The 18,833-nt window shown below is 52.3% G+C and carries 7 protein-coding genes; 4 read left to right on the top strand and 3 right to left on the bottom strand.

Annotation, left to right across the window (positions count from 1 at the left end):
- The first annotated feature begins 74 nt into the window (after window positions 1-74).
- The 4 genes from AUL39_RS08370 (at window position 75) to AUL39_RS08355 (ending at window position 7,003) form a co-directional block, all read left to right on the top strand.
- Window positions 75-1,979, top strand: coding sequence for a PfkB family carbohydrate kinase (locus tag AUL39_RS08370; protein ID WP_059055227.1), 1,905 nt, complete (start codon window positions 75-77; stop codon window positions 1,977-1,979).
- Between the two features lie 394 nt (window positions 1,980-2,373).
- The gene (locus AUL39_RS08365) at window positions 2,374-3,969 is read left to right on the top strand and encodes a glycoside hydrolase family 1 protein (protein ID WP_235810809.1); all 1,596 of its coding nucleotides are present in this window, start codon (window positions 2,374-2,376) and stop codon (window positions 3,967-3,969) included.
- Between the two features lie 64 nt (window positions 3,970-4,033).
- Window positions 4,034-4,843 (top strand): MurR/RpiR family transcriptional regulator, encoded by an 810-nt coding sequence (locus AUL39_RS08360; RefSeq protein ID WP_059055223.1) that lies wholly within the window; start codon window positions 4,034-4,036, stop codon window positions 4,841-4,843.
- Window positions 4,844-5,185: 342 nt separating this feature from the next.
- Entirely contained in the window at window positions 5,186-7,003 is a 1,818-nt protein-coding gene (locus tag AUL39_RS08355) for a glucose PTS transporter subunit IIA (RefSeq protein WP_070807596.1), read from the top strand.
- 146 nt (window positions 7,004-7,149) lie between these two features.
- Here AUL39_RS08355 and AUL39_RS10975 read toward each other — a convergent pair whose 3' ends face one another.
- From AUL39_RS10975 to AUL39_RS08335, 3 genes are all read right to left on the bottom strand, one after another.
- A complete protein-coding gene (locus tag AUL39_RS10975; RefSeq protein ID WP_235810808.1) occupies window positions 7,150-10,113 on the bottom strand; it encodes a DUF4365 domain-containing protein in 2,964 nt (987 codons plus the stop codon).
- Between the two features lie 612 nt (window positions 10,114-10,725).
- Complete coding sequence (locus tag AUL39_RS10970; protein ID WP_082667336.1) at window positions 10,726-11,586, bottom strand: DUF2971 domain-containing protein; 861 nt, start codon at window positions 11,584-11,586, stop codon at window positions 10,726-10,728.
- A 529-nt stretch (window positions 11,587-12,115) separates the two neighbouring features.
- Window positions 12,116-18,484 carry a leucine-rich repeat protein gene (locus AUL39_RS08335; RefSeq protein WP_160327058.1) on the bottom strand — a complete coding sequence of 2,123 codons (6,369 nt, stop codon included), beginning with the start codon at window positions 18,482-18,484 and terminating at the stop codon, window positions 12,116-12,118.
- Between the last annotated feature and the right edge of the window lie 349 nt (window positions 18,485-18,833).

The raw sequence follows: 18,833 nt of genomic DNA, 5'->3' as shown, positions 1-18,833 counted from the left end.
TATCTATTCGTCGGATAGCCGTCACGTCTGTGACAGGCGTATGTATATGCACGTCCCGAGAGGGGGGCCGAACAGTGGATATCAAGGATATTGCCCGGCTGGCTGGAGTGTCGCCCGCAACGGTCTCGAAGGTCGTCAATCACAAGGATGCGAGCATCAGCAGCGAGACCCGCGAGAAGGTCAATGCGATAGTGGAGAAATACCACTACGTCCCCTACTCGTCGATCATCTCCAAGCAGAGCGCCAAGAGGACCCTTGCCGTGATACTGCGGGAGCCGGTATCGTACGACTCCATGCTCGACGGGATCATCCGTACGGCTCAGCGCGAGGGCTACACCCCGCTGGTGCTTGACAGCTACTCCAACTCCCAGACGGAGGCGCACAACCTCAAGACCATACTCTCCAGCGGCTGCGCAGGCATCATCTGGGAGCCCGTCGCCGAGACCAGCCAGCAGCTCAAGGCCAAGCTCAGCAAATCGGGGATTCCGCATCTGCTCATTGGCGTCAATGGCGGAGACGGTACCCTGGTCCAGCCATACTACGAGATCGCATACCAGATGACCGGCGAGCTCGTGTCGCGCGGCCACACGGGCATCGGCTGCCTCCTCTCCAAGACTCGCCGCGCGAAGGAGTTCCTTGCTGGATACAAGGCCTGCCTCGAGGACAACAGCCTCCCCTACATGGGAGACCTTGTCTTTGAGGACGTTGACCAGAGGGTTGCCAGGGCGATTGCAGACGGCAGGGTGACGGGCGTGGTCTCGTCGCATTTTCGCGATGCGATTCGCTTCTCCCAGCTCATGGGCAAGCTCCACTACCACATCCCCATCGATGTCTCCCTCGTCTCTCTCCACAACGAGGACCAGGACGCCAACGACGTCATGTGGGGCGTCCAGATCTCGACGTATCTCGTCCGGAACTCGGACTTTGGGGTATTTCTGTGCAAAAGGCTCGTCTCCCAAATCGAGGGCGGCAAAGGCCAGGTGGCGTTCTCACCGCGATACGAATTGGAGAACACGACCACCGTTGCCTCTCCCCCAATCCGCAGGGCCGACAAGGTCGTCGTGGTGGGCAGCCTCAACTCTGACACCTACATGCTCGTCCCGTCCCTCCCCCACGTGGGGGCAACCGTCAGCACGCTCGCCACGCAGCAATACGCCGGCGGAAAGGCGGCGAACACGGCAGTTGGCGTGGCCAAGCTGGGATATCGCACCGCGGTGGTGGGAAACGTCGGCTCGGACTACGAAGCCGACGTCCTCTTCCGGGAGTTTGACGGTTGGGGCATCGAGAGCTCCGGGGTGCATCGTGTTGAGGATGCGGAAACCGGCAAAGCACTGATCTTTGCCGACTCGAGCGGCAATACGATGATCTCGCTTGTCGCAGGTGCCAACGCGCTGCTTGCCCCAAAGGACATCCGTGACAGGTCCTCGCTGTTCGAGGGCACCCGATTCTGCCTTGTGCAGACCGAGATACCCTTGGATACAGCGGCCGAGGCCTGCCGGGTCGCCCATGAGATGGGCGCGCAGACGGTCCTCAAGCCGTCCTCTTGCGACGAGCTCCCAACTAGCCTGCTGGCGCTTGTGGACTACCTGGTCCCCAACGAGCACGAGCTTGAGCGCATATGCCCCGGCGATGGGACGATTGCCGCGAAGGCGAGGGCGCTTCTGGAGCAGGGTCCGAAGGCGGTCATCGTCACTCGCGGGAGCAGCGGGTGCTTCCTCTGCACGCGCGAGGGGGAGCGGAGCTATCCGGCATTCGCTTTCCCCACCATAGACGACGCTGGTGCGTGCGATGCGTTTGCCAGCGCGCTCGTGGCGTCCCTTCTCCATGCGGATGACCTTGACCGCGCAATCCGCGTGGCAAGCTACGCCGCAGGGTACAGCGTGACCCGCCATGGGGTGATACCCTCCCTGATAGACCATTTTGCCTTGGTCAGCGCATTGGAGGCTGGCGCGATTGGCGACCATGCCCCAAGTGATTAATTGGGGCGCGTCCTTTTCAACGGACCGCAATTAAATGAGGGCAGCCGAATCATCATTTCCACCGACGGCGTCGTCACCGATGGCGTTGGCAATGCTCCCCCAGGCAGGTTTCTTCTTCTGGTCTTGTAATTCTGCCGCCGGTCATTGACGCCTCTCCTTGGTCTTCGACACCATCACCGCATTGAGTTCCTGCATCACGCACAAATTGCAATTCATGCTCATCGCAATACCACAGGGGAGACTAGATGAGAATCCCGTTAGAGTCTTACGCGCCTTGCTAGGGACTGTGATCCGGGCGAGAAGTGCCATCAACACTTGGGCACCTTGGGCTTGTCTGGCGGTTGTGTCCTGTGATCCAGGACATCTCGTAAACGCCAACTCTCTCCCCCCGTGCTTGCCACGCATCATAAGAGCGCAAACGGCTGCCCACTCAAAAGCCGAGACCCCAGTTGCCACAGTTAACACGCCCATCAAAACGGTTCACCAAACGAATCGCCGACACAGCGAAGGCACTCATATACTCATCAGAAATAACCGCTTCAGCAGAAACGAGACTGCCATGCACGCCGTCCCATCACCTTTTGACGAGATGCCGTTCCTCTGGGGATCAGCCATTGCTGCATATCAATGCGAGGGAGCGTGGAATGAGGGTGGAAAGGGGCTCAGCGAATGGGACTATTTCAACGCAATCGATTGGATGAACGTTAACGGTGTGGACGCTCGCGTTGCAAGCGATTTTTATCATCGGTTCGAGGAGGATCTCGATCTCATAGCCGAGGGAGGGCAGAATGCTCTTCGTCTCTCACTCAGCTGGAGCCGAATCTTGCCAGGCGGCACGGGACGAGCCAACGAGGAGGGGCTGTCGTTCTATGATCGGGTCATCGATGGTTGTCTCGAACGCAATATCGAACCAAACGTCGTTCTCCTCCACTACGACCTCCCCTACCCAATCGCTCTGAAGGGTGGATGGGGCAACACCAGCATTGCGGATGCCTTCGGGGACTACGCTCGCATATGTTTCGAGAGATTCGGTGACCGCGTAAGGCTCTGGTCGACTCTCGACGAGCCACAGTTTTACAGCTACAACGCCAATATCGCCGGGGTGTACCCACCCTGCCGCAAGGCTGATGTCCATAGCTACCTGCAATGGCAGTATAACGAGATGCTCGCGAGCGCTAAGGCAGTGGCCATTTACCACGAGATGAATCTGCCCGGAGCCATTGGTGTGGTACACAATGACAGTCTCATCGAAGTGGCAACTGGGACGAATAACCCCGCCGAGGTCTATACGGCAGCAGACTTCTTCAACAATCGCATGATACTGTGCCCGGCACTGGAAGGCAGGCTTCCGCCGGAGCTCGACGAGATGCTCGAGAAGCTGGGAACGTTTCTCTATCGTGTACCCGACGAGGCAGAAGCGTTTGCAGCTGGGAAAGGCGACTACCTGAACCTAAATGTATATGCACGTCGCTATGTGACCGACTGGAACAACTCTCCCACGAGCGCGAAAGTCGACTCGGTGGGAGGGGGAGCAACGATGGAGGGGCAAGCCGTTGCGCCCTTATATGAGACGCTTGTTGACCCATCCGTCCCTCATAACCAGTGGGGTCGAGAGATACTTCCCCGAATCATGCATGACTCATTGATGGATATCAAGGAACGTTATGGGAATCCTATCGTGCTCACGGAAAACGGGCACGGTTCCCTGGAAACGCCAGACGATAGTGGCTACGTTGAGGACGATGATCGCATCGAAATAATAGGCGCTTTCCTGAAGAGCCTTTCCGAAGCCCGTAACGAGGGGTCGAATGTACGTGGCTACTACATTTGGAGCGCTATGGATCTCTATAGCTGGGTTAATGGGTATAAGAAGCGCTACGGTCTAGTCAGGGTTGATTTTGACCACGACCTCATCCGCATTCCAAAGAAAAGCTGGGCATGGTACCGGGATTTCATTTCACGAGACGCCGCTCGCCGCGCAGACGCTTGACCTGTTCAGGGGATGTCCTACTCTGGGATTGTCATTGTTTGCAGAGCAAATACCTGGAGGACTGGTGAACGTCAACGGCTTCGGCTTGTTAAATACGTTTTGCCTTGTCCTCAACTCCGGGCAACATAATAGCGACTATGCGATTGCTCTCTACTTGATGCCGCGTTTGGCAAATATCCAGCATATCTCAATCACCGAGATAATGGACAACGCTTTCGTAACTCGCTCTGCAGTACGACGATTCTGCAATCGCATGGGATTCACCAGCTTCTCCGATCTCAAAGACGGGATATCCAGTGCGCTGTTCCCAAGCGACTTAAATGCCCGTGATTTGGAGCAGGACCTCAGCTCGTATAGGAATGCGCTCGATTCGGGAATCCAGCGCATGTTTATGCAGATGAAGCAAACTGTGAATGACGATGTAATTGAAGAATTGGCCCGGGAGCTTCATGAGCATGCGCATGTCACCTTGGCATGCGCCGGTAATACTAGCGGTGTCCTCAATCGCTTCCAGCAGGAGTTGTTCTTCGCCGGAAAGCTAACCGAAGTTGTTACCAGCGACTATGAGAGCATGCTAACCAGAAAACCAATCCAGAGTGCGTCTTTGCTGGTGGTGGTCTCGGCGTCTGGCGTATTTGCACGCAGCTTTGATTACCTTATACGCCAAGCAAATGCGAGCAAGATACTCATTACAGCCAACCTGGAACTTTTGAATTGGGATGCCTACGACCACGTATTGTGTCTCTCCGAAGACCAGGAGGGACGGGACGCGTTGGGCATCTACGGAAAGTATGGGATTTCATACTTCTTCGACCTGCTTTCATCCTCCTACCTTCACCTCTTTGGTTCTCCCATCTTGGCTCAACCCAAATGACGCCCCGTGAGGCCGTCCAGGAAAATTACGCCTAACATGCACACGAACCCGAACGGCTTGCATACGAGGAGATAAAGAGTCCAAACACTTCAGCCAGCACTACCGAAGAGTCCTGAAGCTCGCAGCACATCGGATGGGACTACAACTGGTAATAAGACGGCTTGTGTTTATGCTAGTCGCCGTGATAAATCAAGCCAAAAAAGTGCTTCATCAAATGAATCACGAATAATCTCACATATGAACCATAATCAAGTCCAACCAGTACGAGCACCGCGGGCCGACTGGAAGCCTAGGACAAACATGGCTGCGACGTATTGCCGCGCCCTCACGAAAGGTTAACCCATGAGCAGTTACGAAAAAGCAGCTCAGAGCATCATTGAAGGCGTTGGCGGACCTGGAAACATCAGCGAAGTCTCTCATTGCTTCACGCGCTTGCGTTTCAAACTAGTTGACCCTTCTCTCGCGGATGACGACGGCCTGAAAAAACTGCCCGAGGTAGCTGGAATCGCGCGATCCGGAGGCACTTATCAAGTCATCGTTGGCCAGTCAATCGACAGCATATACAAGGCCGTCACTGCTCAGCTTGATGGGAAAACGGTATACCCAAGCCCAACGCCACACGAGGAGAGACATGGCTTCAAGTATTGGGGCGGCCAAATTTTGAATGCAATCTCTGCGACAATTACGCCGATTCTCTCCGGCCTCGTAGTCACCGGACTGTTCAAAGCATTTCTCTCCATCGCAGTACTCTGCGGATGGCTTGCTACCGACAGTCAGACATACATATTGCTAAATATGATGGGTGATTCGTTCTTCTACTTTTTGCCGTTTCTCGTGGCATACAGTGCATCTGTGCACTTTGGCTGCAACACCGTCATAGCAATGATACTTGCTGGCATTCTCATGCATCCCACCTTTTCCCAAATGGTTTCAGACGGAGGAGCCATCAGCCTATTCGGACTACCCGTGCACGCAATTTCCTATAGCGCGAGCTTGCTGCCCATGCTTATAACGGTTTGGGTCCAGTCCTTGGTTGAGAAGGGAATCTTGAGCACTAGGGTGCGCAATTGGGGTTTGCTCCTCTCTCAGCTTCCCATCTTCCTTATCATGGCACCGCTCACCCTCTTGGTCACAGGCCCCCTCGGCTCGATAATTGGCGAGGTCATCGCTGACGCCATGCTCTCTCTTTATCAAAACTACTATGTCCTTGGCGTATTCATGGTTAGTTTTCTTATGCCGCTATTCATCCTTACCGGCAGCCACTGGGTGTTTATGCCCACGGCACTTTCTAACATGCAGACGATGGGCTTCGACCCCTTCCTCTGGGTTGGTTTCGCTGTTATCAACTTCTCTCAACTGGGCGTTTCCCTGGCCATCTTTCTCAAGGCAAAGAGCCGCGACCTCAAGTCGTTCGCTGGCAGCGCAGTGCTTCCTATTGCTACCGCCGGAATTACCGAACCTTGCATGTTTGGCCTGACTCTCAAGCTGAAGAAGCCCCTCATCGCAACCTTCATTGCATGCGCCGTTGGCGGCCTGTACTGCGGTCTCGCCCAGGTCAAGGTATTCGAGCTTGTAACCGTCTCGCTAGTTAGCCTTCCCCAGTTTATTGATCCTGCAGGCTCGAGCAATTTCGTCCTTGCAATAATTGGAATGGGTCTGACATTCGCAGTTGCCTTCATCGCAACGTGGCTCATTGGCTTTGACGAGGACGACTTTGAAGACGAGAAGGAGCCATCCGCAACGAGCAGCACCAGTGGGGATAGCGTCGACTTTATTCAACCCGTCACCGGGAAAGTGAAGCCACTTTCCGAGTGCTCAGACCTAGCATTTGCAAAGGGAACGTTGGGCAGGGGAATACTCATCATTCCCTCAGAGGGAACTGTGGTCGCACCTTTTGATGGCACTGTTACGGCTGTTGCAGAGACTGGGCACGCCATTGGACTAACGTCCGATTCGGGCAGCGAGGTCATTATTCATATTGGTATTGACACCGTAGAGCTAAAGGGCGCACCTTTCTCAGTAGAGGTAACGCAAGGACAACGGGTGAAGGCTGGCCAACTGCTGGAAACGTTTGACATCAAAGCAATTGAGAACGCAGGGAAAAGCATTGAAACGGTTGTGTTGGTGAGTGATCCGCAACCATTAGCAGCCTTGAAGTAACCAGAACTCCACGCGTCTAGCGCAACCCATAGGTAACCCCCTCTCGAATACACATTCGAGAGGGGGTTACACATTGCAGACGGCTTATCACTTACCTGGATTGCTGCCCACTGGCTGGTGATAATGCTAAAGGTACAGCACGGCTATTACCTTGAGAGTAGGTTATTCGCATGGTGGCGCACAATTGCTGAAGGGTGACTGTTCGCGAGTTTATCTAGAAGCTTCTTTGCCTCGGAATCATGGTTTTGATGGCAGTAGAGAGCATTAATTAAACCCCTCGCATAGTCGCTACATCCGCTAAGACACCTTTTTGAAAAGAAGTCTGAATACTCCTTAAACCTCCGCTCGTCTTCGCAGCAAACACTCACTAAAGTTTCGAATGCTTTGTACCTGATTTCGTAATCATCAGAAGAGCAAGCAGCAAGTAAACTAAGCCCAGGATTTGCCGTGTATTCCAGAAGAGAGACATTGTATCTATTAATGCCTTCCAAATCGCATGCCGCCATCCGTATAGCTTCATCGAACCCTCTTACACGACCATATGCCGCTATCAGCATCGCTTGCAACACGATGCGTTCATCTCCGCCATCGGACGGAAGCAGCCCCCAATCAACAGACTTCAATATCATCGATCCACGCGCATCAATCTTCCTTGCCTGTTCCACTGGCACACGCATAATATTTGAAATTATCACCTTCGCTGCAGACACTTTCTCGCGATTATTGATTAGTGGTTTTTCAAGCAACTCAATTATTCTGTCCCACCATCGATCAATATCGCAATTTGAGTATTCAGGATAGTGCGTCACGAGATACGTAGTCAGATAGCCGTAATCGATTGATCTTCCTGTATACACCCCGTCATTAGCCTGAACACAAATTTCTTTCAGGATAGCAAGGCCTTTATTGATGATTGCAACTATCTCATCGGGTTCAATACTGTCAAAAGATCCAATCTGTTCTATATGTGACAGATTTCCGCTAAGAATCTCCCGATGAATTGCTTCACGCTTTTCTTGTGTCACACCAGTGAAAGCTTCGCTTAATATCGGTTCTAGCCATTGGGGAATCGGTTCACCAGCAGTTGTTATGCGCTCTCTCGTACGAGCGGGATCATCATTGAGAGCAAGAAGCAGACCACGGATTTCGCTGGAGGCGGGTTCGAGGGATACTTTGCTCGAAATGATAGAGTTAACAATCCGATTCATCACGTTAGAGCTGAGTTGGTAGCGCATTGAACACATACACTTAATGGCTTCTGTTGGCCAGAAACGGTAGACGCCAGGAGGGGTATATCGCTTTGCAAAAATTATTGGATCCTCAAGAGCGGCAATAAGGAAAGCGAACCATTCATCCGAACGAGACTTACTCAGAAACTCCCCGCAGATAACAATGGCCTTAAAATAAGCAGCAGAGGTCACTGGCGTGACATCGGCGGGTGACAGTCTCTCTATAAAGTCAGTTACTATCTTTGGGTCATAAGTGCGCTTTATTTTCTCGAGTGCCTGTCCGAGTCGATTGGCGTCGCCCGCCCGCAGCAGTGCGGAGAGATATCCGACAGCAGCATCTCCTTCAGCCCCCCGTTCTGACAGTTCAATCATTGCCATCTGTGAGAGAGACTGTCGGTACGACGGCACATTGCCTGACAGAAGGCTGACATCCAGACTAACCTGGCAATTAATCAATAGGGTGCCTGAGGCCCCAAAGGTAATGTCACCGGAAGGGCTCCACGCATCAAACCTCTCATCAATGAGTTTATCGAAGTTCGCGGCTTCTCTCCTCAGTGAAAACCTGGCAAGTTCGTTATCGTTTGCGGAAATGAGACCCCCTACATCTCTTCTAGGCGGCGTTTGAAGGTAATAGATAGCGACTGTAGCTACACTGTGAAGCAGCTTTGCCGTTAAATCAGTTTCATTTGTTTTGCTAGCTCTTGTAAGTCGCTGGCTCTTAGCATAGGCACTTGTCGCTTCGTCTATTTTGGCAAGTTCACATAAGCTATTGCCTTTCTGGATTAACAGCCATGCCATGTCGATGTCATCAATGCCTTTAGCCTTGATGCCGTCAATTGCGGCATCAATGACTTGGATAGCAAGGTGGAATTGTTTTTCGTGATAAGCTCTGGCAGATACAATGACAGCACGCGCAGCTTGAAGTTCTGCAGGAAGACCTGATAGTTCTTCAAAACCATCCGGATTTTCATTGCCGTTCAGAAAATGATAGTCATAATACCAGCCTGCAAATTGCCAACCAGCATCACTGCTAGATTTTGCCTCTTTGATATTAGGAACTTCTTCGAACTGGTCTGCAAAGCTGTAGTAATCGTTACTCCATCTGCTCGGATGATGAAGAACGCAAAGGGCAAGAGCTTCAGGCCAAGATATTGCATGGTCATAGCCCTTATTTACATGTGGAGCCGTAAGGTCTGGCAATAGCATTGCGTAACGCGCTTGCTGAGAAGCAGGCACTTCCTCAATATTAAAGTTGTAAATGTCAGCAGACGCCACTCTCGTGCTAAGCCAATGGTTGTATGCTGCTTCCTTGAGAATATCGCACAGGCCTTCGTCAACAATTTGGCTGCTAGGAATGAAAATCTTATAGTGCATGTCGTTTTGTGATGATTCGTTCTGTAAACCATCAGGAGTTATAGGCTTCCGAGTCGGACAGTAGCGGCCCTCCTCATCAAGCCACTGCCAGTACATCTCTGGTGCCTCGTGATAATCCGATTCGTCGTTAAGCTTAACCAGAATCAGAAGAAAACTATCGAAGTGTCTTGTCCAATAATTGTGGTGTCTGCCATCACAGCTGAACCACCAACCATCTACCTCTTTGCCGTTGTTATCGAGGGAACACCCTGGTGAGGAAAAGTATGAGGTGCCAGTTTTTACCTGCACTCGCACAGGATATCCCAAATCAAGAGTGTTACCCGTGTTAGAATCCTCGAGTTGCACATCCACAATTAAATCAGTACCAACATCCTGGCTTTGAGGATAATCAATTACGCTCATACCATTCCTACTGAAGAAGTGCCTGACTTCCTCCTCACCCCGATTGCCCGTATTTCTTGTATTTGGAGAACCCATCGTATTCATGTCAGAAATATTGATATCCATATGCTTCACCAGCTGTTTGATGGCTCTAAGCGCGGGGATTATTAACATATCTCATAACACAATAGGCCAAAGAGCTAGTTCCAGCGACTAGCAATGCCCAAACTCCGGAACGTAGTGGGGAGCTTAATCTGCGTCGAACAGAATATTCCCAGCGGGTGCGCTCGGCACCAACGATTGGCTCGCCGAGAAAGTCAGCGAGAGAAAACTCCTACCAGAGAGAACTTTTAACCTCATCCCGCGACGCAGGCACTACATTATCGGCGCGACTACCGTCCATTACACGGTGGTCAAACCGGCACTTGCATCTTAAGAATACACGCGGAGAGAAAGAGGAACATCAACTATCGTCAGCGCTGGAACGAGGTGGCCTTGCGGACCATTCGCTCAAATGCCTCGTGGATTTCCTCGTCATCCTTATAGGGACGTTCAGGATGTTCCAAGTCTATCCCCCTCCGCGTGAATTCCGCGAGAGCTTGGTCATCTATTCTTGTAGGCTTCTCCTTGCCAGTCATCACAGAATAGACCAACCTCGTAAGAGCATAGATTTCTCATGCTCCTTAGACAGCTGTTGTTCCCGTCACTATGGTCTATTGTATATTAATATAACTATTGTTAATTATTCCATTTGACTGTCCCATGTAAGCAACTGTCCGAATAGCTACTCCGGCCAGAATAAAGTGGGGAATCAAATACGCGAGTCTCTACAAAAGATTGGGAAAGCTGCAGTGGTATTTTGATACAAGTTATTTTTGAATTATAAATATAATCGCTTCGCTTGATTCTAGCCACCAATCTTACTTCTTTTTCATAAGACCAAGCGACGTGTTTGGTTAACTGAGGGATGCTTTCGAGCTCTTGGCGAGTAATGTCCACCCGTTTGCTATCGCCTATTCTACGAACTGAGATATTGGCATCATCTCCATTATTTAGTTCTCTAAAGTAGAGAATATCAACCAATCTCAGTTCAAGTAGGTTGCGTGGGATATCACGGATCTTCTGGAAGTGCCCTTCGTCGAAGTATCCGCCCTCATAATGGGGCGTCTCGTTTATTGCCTTATTCAGGATTTCACGAGTGAAGTCAAACATTACGCCATCTCTATGGGGACCACCGTAGAGCATCCACATGGCAATGCTCTCATCAGTAGAAGCAGAAAAACAACTGCCGAAATGCCTATAGGATGAAAAGGCTGGATTGAAATGCTGATAATCAAATATATCATTCCAGCTAGAACCATCCGTCAAATAGATGGCAGACTGTTCAAGAATACTTTCTGCTCGACTGCGCGAGACGTAATGCCGGTAATGATGGTGCATTGATCCCTTTGAGGCAAGGTATTCCAATATTTTGTAATAGCCATCCAGATGCTCGCCTTGCGTATCGGGTGACCGCTGGATTGCATCAGACAGCTGATTGCGATACTCCGAAAACGCCATATCGAGAGGTGCTTTATTTTTGCTTTCCCCATCTTTCATTGATATTAGCGACCTCCCTACGATTGGCTTATTTGAGCGAAAAGAAATAGCGGAAATAATGAACCAATGTTGTATATCGGCAGCATATCACTCTTTCAGATTTCAGCCACAATGAGGGACCCACCAATCCATTGAGCTATGAAAGAATCGTCATCGGAATTTGCACGGTCCTGCGCACCTGCAGCGCCGGAATCATCTGTAGCAAGCAAGGATTCCCAGCAGGTCATCTGCCCTACCGAGAAGCTCATCGTATGTGAGTAGCGTCGCAGGCTCGAAAGTTCTCGAATGACCCCATCCGCGTCCTGTCTGTTTGAAGCGCATCTGTGCTCCCAGGCACAACAACGCAGCAGGGGGAGAAGATCCCAACAACCCATCCGGAGTTAACGTAATAATCGTTAAGCATGGCCGCGTGCTCGCGCATAAAGTGGAGCCTATTTGCTGCCTGCAGCTTGAGAAAGGCGACATACATGGATGGCGGCTCCAAGAGGAGCCGCCATTCGTGTTAGGTACCTACATGTCGATTGATGCGCTAGACGAGCTTGTGCTCCTCCGCATATTGAAGCGCGTAGCTGTCTTCTGGAGCTTCAATCTTCACCAATAGACTGTCTGCAAAGGCATCTACAGGCTGCTGCTCGTTTGCTGCCTGATCGGTATCCTGCTCTACAAGTACTTCTCCGATAGAAGTAACAGACTCTTGAAGCTTAACGAGCTCAAGCTTCTCGCACTTTTCAAAAGCACCCTGGCCAATCTTCTCGAGCTTCTTGGGAAGTTCAACAGTCTTGAGCGCTTTGCATCCACTGAATGCAAAGTCCCTGATTTCGGTAAGCTCACTCTCGTCATCGAAAGTCACGCTTTCGACCTTCTCAAGGCCACTGAATGCATATGCGCCAATCGTCTCGACCTTCGCGCCGACGTGAATGGAAACAATGTCCTGGGCCAGCTCGTCCCAAGGAGCAGATGACTTTTCGGAATAATCAGTCATCTTGCCATCGCCATCGATTGTCAAGGTTCCATCGTCATCGAGAGACCAGGTGAGCGCTTCTCCACAGCTACCCTGTTTAGCATCTACCCGCAAGTCAGCAGATTCTTGCTCAGCGTTACCTTCCTCCGCAGATGCATTTCCCTCATCCTCAACAGTGCCTGCATCAGATGAAGCAGAATCCGTTGCCACCGTATCCGTGCTGCTGGTCTCTGCCGCTACGTCCTCAGAAGCATTCAGCTTTTCCTCCGTGCTTTGAGCGCTCGACGTAGTCTCGAGTGACGCAATCGCCTGCGGCTCTCGCGAGGTGTACCTGACGTTGTGGTCCTTCGCCCACTGCTCGGCATACGTGCCGCGGGCGACGGAGAGGGTCACTGTGGACTCCTTGGTGAAGTCGTAGCCGGAGCCGCCGCCGATCCAGGCGACGCCGTCTGGGAGATAGAGGTCCGTGAGCGAGCCGCAGTGCGCGAAGGCATTCCAGCTGATGCTGGTGACGCCGGAGGGGAGCTCCACCGAGGCGAGGCTGGTGCAGCCGTCGAAGGCGTTCATGCCCACGGAGGTGAGCTTGCTGCCCTCGGCGAAGACGACCTTCTGGAGGTTGGAGCAGTGGTAGACCGCCCAGTCGGACAGGCTCGTCACGCCGGCCGCGACGTCGAGCTCCTTGATGGAGCTCCGGTACTGCCACCAGGGCACGTCGCCCGCGCCGGCATAGTTCGCCATCGCGCCGTCTCCGTCAATCGAGAGGACGCCGTCGGCGGAGAGCTTCCACGTCAGGCCGTCGCCGCAGGTGCCGGATGCGATGTCCTTGGGCTCTCGCGAGGTGTACCTGACGTTGTGGTCCTTCGCCCACTGCTCGGCATACGTGCCGCGGGCGACGGAGAGGGTCACTGTGGACTCCTTGGTGAAGTCGTAGCCGGAGCCGCCGCCGATCCAGGCGACGCCGTCTGGGAGATAGAGGTCCGTGAGCGAGCCGCAGTGCGCGAAGGCATTCCAGCTGATGCTGGTGACGCCGGAGGGGAGCTCCACCGAGGCGAGGCTGGTGCAGCCGTCGAAGGCGTTCATGCCCACGGAGGTGAGCTTGCTGCCCTCGGCGAAGACGACCTTCTGGAGGTTGGAGCAGTGGTAGACCGCCCAGTCGGACAGGCTCGTCACGCCGGCCGCGACGTCGAGCTCCTTGATGGAGCTTTCAAAAGTAGACCACGGTACTACCGGTTCACGATAGTAAGTATACATATCGCCAGTGCCGACAAGTTTCATCACGCCGTCATTGCGAAGAATGAAATCAACCTTATCTCCCGCACGTCCTGCTGCCAGGACATCGCCATCAGGACTGGACTCGAAATAACCGCCCTTGAACGTACAGACAGTACCGTCAATCGTATAGTCACCGTCATAGGCATAGCCATCGTCGTCGGCGAAATAGAACTTGTTGCCAAACCGTACAGAACCCTTTACCAACTCACCCGACACAAAGCACATCGTCTTGCCAGACTGCTTCTCTTGGACAAAACCGTTGTACTTTTCATCGACAGGATCAGTTTCGTAGCCGCACTTGGTGCATACCAGCTTCTTAGAGTCCTTGTCATAGACATAGTTGTGCTCATCGTTGGCACAAGTCTTTGACTTGGTATAGGTATCCAGAACACTCTGGTTGCCGTTGGTATCGACGTTGTATGCCGTAACCGTAGCCTTGTCTCCATTGGTCTCGAAGGAGACATAGATACTGTTGAAGTCAAGCGTCGCAATATCGAAGTGGAAATCAGGATTGTTCACGACGCTGTAGGACTTACCGCCCGTAGAACCGCAGATGTAGTAGACAACGCCATTTTCCTTATCCACCTTGCCCTGTGCCAGAGGCTCCGTACGCGCATAGCTGTGGTCGTTGCCAGCAAAGTAGAAGTCGATGCCTGCCTTTTCGACAGCATCAGGCAGCTCGGCAAGATACTCCTCGCCGCCGCCAGTCGGGTTGGTGTAATAGACCGGAATATGCGTAACCAGGATCTTCCAGTTGCAGTTGGATGCAGATGCGTCCTGCACCAGCCAATCCTTGAACTGTTCAAGCTGGTCCTGGCTGCTCGTATAGTTGAGCACGGCGATATAGACATCGCCATATTCGACAGAGTACCAATTGCCGGCAAGGTTGAAGGTCTCCTTTGCAAGAGCTGCGCCATTGCCGTCGTCATCCGCCTCATGGTTTCCTACGACATGCAGCATGTCCTTGTCGGCAATGCCATCAAGCGTAAATAGCTTGAGTGCATCGGTCCACTGGTTGTAGTAGCGAACGTTATCAACAGCGTCGCCCAGCTGGATTCCAAGATCATATCCGCCGTCTTTGATGTGAGACGCGATGCGACCGAAGCCGGTAAGCGCGTCGTCTTCCTGAATATCTGCAGTCAGGAAAATCTTCTCGCTGTTCTTGTGCACAGCAGTGGTGAACGAACTGACATCAGACCATTTCTGGCCATCGCCAACCTGGAAGTAATAGGTCTTGCCTGCTTCAAGGCCAGTAAGGTTTGCATAGTTGATTCGGCTCACAACACCGCTCTGCGTATAGGAGCCAAGCTGTGAAGTTCCATCCACAACCGTTGCGTCAGACATGTCCTTAGATGCAGCGACCTTCACCTGCGCCGTAGCGGCAGAAGCGGACGGGCTGCTATACCATGCAATGTTCTTCTGCGTGGTCGAATCCTTGGATACATTGAAGTGAACGTACTGAGGCAAGCCTTCCTTACCGGTGTCGTCTTCCGTCGACTTGTATGCAGTGCAGGAATACGCGTAAGACCTGTTGCCCTTAGAATCCTTTGCATACAGCGTATGCGTGCCTTCGGCCTTTGTGAGCACCGAAGTAGTCAAGCGGCCATCGGAGTCCGTCTTGCCCAGGTCAGTTGAGTCGTCGGCATACACATCGACATCGGCAGCAGCATTGCCATCGGAATTCTTCACCGTGATCGTAGTCGGAAGGCCGACAACCATGGCTTCAGTAGAAAGCGTGTAGGCAGCAGTAATCTTGTGGGTCTCAGACGGCGTGCTGAAGCCCATCCAGTAGGAATTGCTATCAGACGTCACGGAGTTGACCTTGTAGGTACCCGAAACTACCTGGACGCTGATTTCCGAGCCCTCAGCAGAGGTCTCGGAGACAGGAACGGTAATCGTAGCAATCTCGCTGCCCGATGCATTCTCCACCTTTGTGACGCTGACAGTGAGCTTACCCGTATCGTCGGCGTATTCATAAGTTCCGGTAACTCCGCTGGAGAATTGGACCGTCGGCTTGTAGCCACGGCTCAGCTGCACGGTAGCTGTCATCTCCACAATGTCGGAAATATTATTGGTCGTGAGATGCAGCTTCCAGTCCTTGCCGACAATCGGCTCGCCGTCGGTGGCAAAGCTAACGCCAGTGAGCTGTGTCTCCTTGCCGTCTATCGTAACGGCATTGGAACCATTGACAGTGAAATGACGGGTTTCTCGAGTGATATTGCCAAATCCATCCTTGAGATAGAACGTAAGAGAGTGCTCGCCATTGGGAATCTGGACGCCCTTCAGCGTCGAACCCAGATTGTCCTTGTCGCCAGCTCCATAGTAGGTGCCATCAAGATAGAAGTATGCAGACTCAACGCCAGTTGCGAATTTGTCCGTATCCTCATTGTCGTCGTAAGTGGCATAGAACGCAGGGGCATTCGTCTTGAGCTCGGCCCCATCCGCCAAATCAGACTTCGTACCGTCATCATTGATAATCTGGAGAGACTTCACCGTAGGTGCCGTCACGTCCTGATTATTGGCACCATAGACAAAGGAGATGTTGTCAACCAAGATGTAGCCCTTAAGCTGATCTTTGGAGAGCTTGGTGCCATCGGTCGTATACCAGCCGATGCCGCTCTGGGTGACCATAGCGCGGAACAGCATGCCACTGTTGACGCGAATCTTCTGGCCAGCATACTGCGTCATGTCAGCTTCGAAATAATTCCATCCCGCTTTAGCATCTTTACCGTTCGAGTTTTGATCAGTAAAGTTGATATAAGCATTCGTATAAGTCGAGCCATCTTTGGACGTTGCAATCTGTGCACGCAGCCAAGGAACCGGGGCACCTTCAGGTATATACACCCAAGCACCGAGCGCCGTCGGGGTTCCTGGAACATCAATATTACTACCTAATCCAAGACAGGCACCATCTGTACCTGTAATCCCGGTCCAATCGAAGTCGAGCTTCACTGCCTTATGCCCGAAGCGAATGATGTCTGCAAAGTCCGAATCGGTATCCGACACGACCGAGCCGGTAACTATACCGCCACGGCTAGGATAGCTATAGGTAGCCACTGCACTGGCACTCATTCCATCAAAGCTGTGTACCGTTGTGCCAATCGTGCTGTAATCATGGCCGTCATCGTCGCCACCGTCGAGAACGATGGTCGGCTGCTTGCCTACATTCACGGTCGTGGTAGCCGTGAGGCTTCCATACTTGGCGGTGACTTTGGGGCTCGTCGACACTGTAACATCACTCGTGGTCACAAAGGTGTTACCCTCAAAAGAGCCCGCCTTCGTGTCATCGATGGCCCAAGTGATATCTCCATCTTTGAGGATGACCGGCTCTTGCTGATAGAGTGCGGTAAGACCCAGGTCGCTCTTCTCCTCATAGTTAAGGTTGACTTCGTCCGAAGTGAACGAGAGGGTATCTGGATTCTGAATACGGATGCTCGTCTTCCCGACAACCTTGCCCTGATACATAAGCTGTACGGTCGCCGTTCCACAGGTTCCGTTAGAGACGAACGTTGCAGAAGCGGTGTCTCCAGAAACATCCCCGGCCTTTAGTTCGCCAAGACTCTTACTGTCATCCGTCAGAGACCATGACACACCTGAGGGTATGCTCTTGGCTGCTGCACCAGAGTAGTCCATGCCTGTTGCAGTAAGAGCAACTGTCGTATTGGGTGTGAAAATATTGTCGTTGGGGGTAATGCCCGCATGGTCAAATTCGCCAGACGGCGCTGCCGTTGAAACCGCGAGAAGGGAGGTAGAGATTACTCGCTCGCCACCGCCTGCGGGCGTATTGCGCATTGCAATGTCAGACTCGCCTTCGCGCTGGGACACGAACTCGGATGATCCGCCTTCATCGAGCTCCAGGGCATAGGTGCACCCCAGGCTCTGCATCATGCGGCCCATTTCCTCAAGAGTGTACCCGAGGGAACGCGGAGGCATGGTGCCGTCAGCCTGAAGCATAACGACCGTGCCATCTGCCTTCAGACCAATAGCGCTGCGAGAGTAATATCCACCATTGGAACCCTGCGTTGCAACAGTCTTGCCATCCACGAGGATGCACCAGCCACCCGCCGCATCCGTGACTGTGACCGTAGAGCCGACTTTCTTGCTCTGCTCAGCGGCTGCCTGGTCGAGTGTCGTTCCTGCTGGATAAATTCCAACAGAGCCATCGCTGAATACGGCAACGAACGGAATCTTTGCATCATCCTTGTATGTCGTACCCCCCATGCGGAGATAGCCCATGGGCTCACCCGTCGTGATGTTGAAGAGCGATGCATTGATGCCGCCTACAACATTCTCGTTGTAAGTCTTCTCGTACAGATGCGTCTGATCCGTAAGGGTCGACATCTTCCAGCCATCTTTAGCCGGATCGACATTGCCGTAGCTTGCGGCAAGCTTCGCATTGCCATTCGCGGTGTTGATCTCCATCACATTGGCAACAGTCTGCGAGGTGCCTGCAGCATTATTGGTAACGATCGTCCGCTCGGTTATATCTGGCGCAATGGCATATGTCTTTACCGAAGTAACCGAGTAATCCGTTCCGTCAATAGCTGAACCTTTTGAAATATCCTGCGTTTGCGAGGCGCTAGCAGTATTGGCGTCCTCAGCTAGTACAGGTGTCGGACACAATCCCGGGGCTGCAGTGAGACATGCCGCAAGCAATACGGCCATACCACACCGCATTAAGCATCTGTGCTTCATAACCTGATGGCTCCTTAATCCACAAAATCACTTTGACAGCATTTATCTGCCTGCCCTCGACGCTCTAACTGCGGCACAGAAATTTGGTTCCCACAGAAATGATACCTGCTACATTACCGGCACAGAGATTGCATTATGGCCCCCTTCCGCAATTTATGTAACTATAAGCTTAATGGAAGTTTTGCTAAATCGAATTTAGCAAATAGTGTGTGAATGGTTTAATACGAAAAAACAGCTATGCAGAAGTGCCTGATTTGAAAATGAGTTGCTTAGGATACTACGCTTGTGTCTTGTGTAACTTGAAGCTCCATGTATACAC

This window comes from Tractidigestivibacter scatoligenes (genome assembly GCF_001494635.1).
In the GTDB taxonomy this organism is placed as follows: Bacteria; Actinomycetota; Coriobacteriia; order Coriobacteriales; family Atopobiaceae; genus Tractidigestivibacter; species Tractidigestivibacter scatoligenes.
Note: the sequence above shows the minus strand (reverse complement) of the source record. Positions and strands in the feature narration are given on the sequence as shown.

Excerpts from the sequence above, each read along its gene's own strand:
- AUL39_RS08355 (WP_070807596.1), top strand. The coding sequence starts at position 5,186 with ATGAGCAGTTACGAAAAAGCAGCTCAGAGCATCATTGAAGGCGTTGGC.
- AUL39_RS10975 (WP_235810808.1), bottom strand. The coding sequence starts at position 10,113 with ATGGATATCAATATTTCTGACATGAATACGATGGGTTCTCCAAATACA.
- AUL39_RS10970 (WP_082667336.1), bottom strand. The coding sequence starts at position 11,586 with ATGAAAGATGGGGAAAGCAAAAATAAAGCACCTCTCGATATGGCGTTT.
- AUL39_RS08335 (WP_160327058.1), bottom strand. The coding sequence starts at position 18,484 with ATGGCCGTATTGCTTGCGGCATGTCTCACTGCAGCCCCGGGATTGTGT.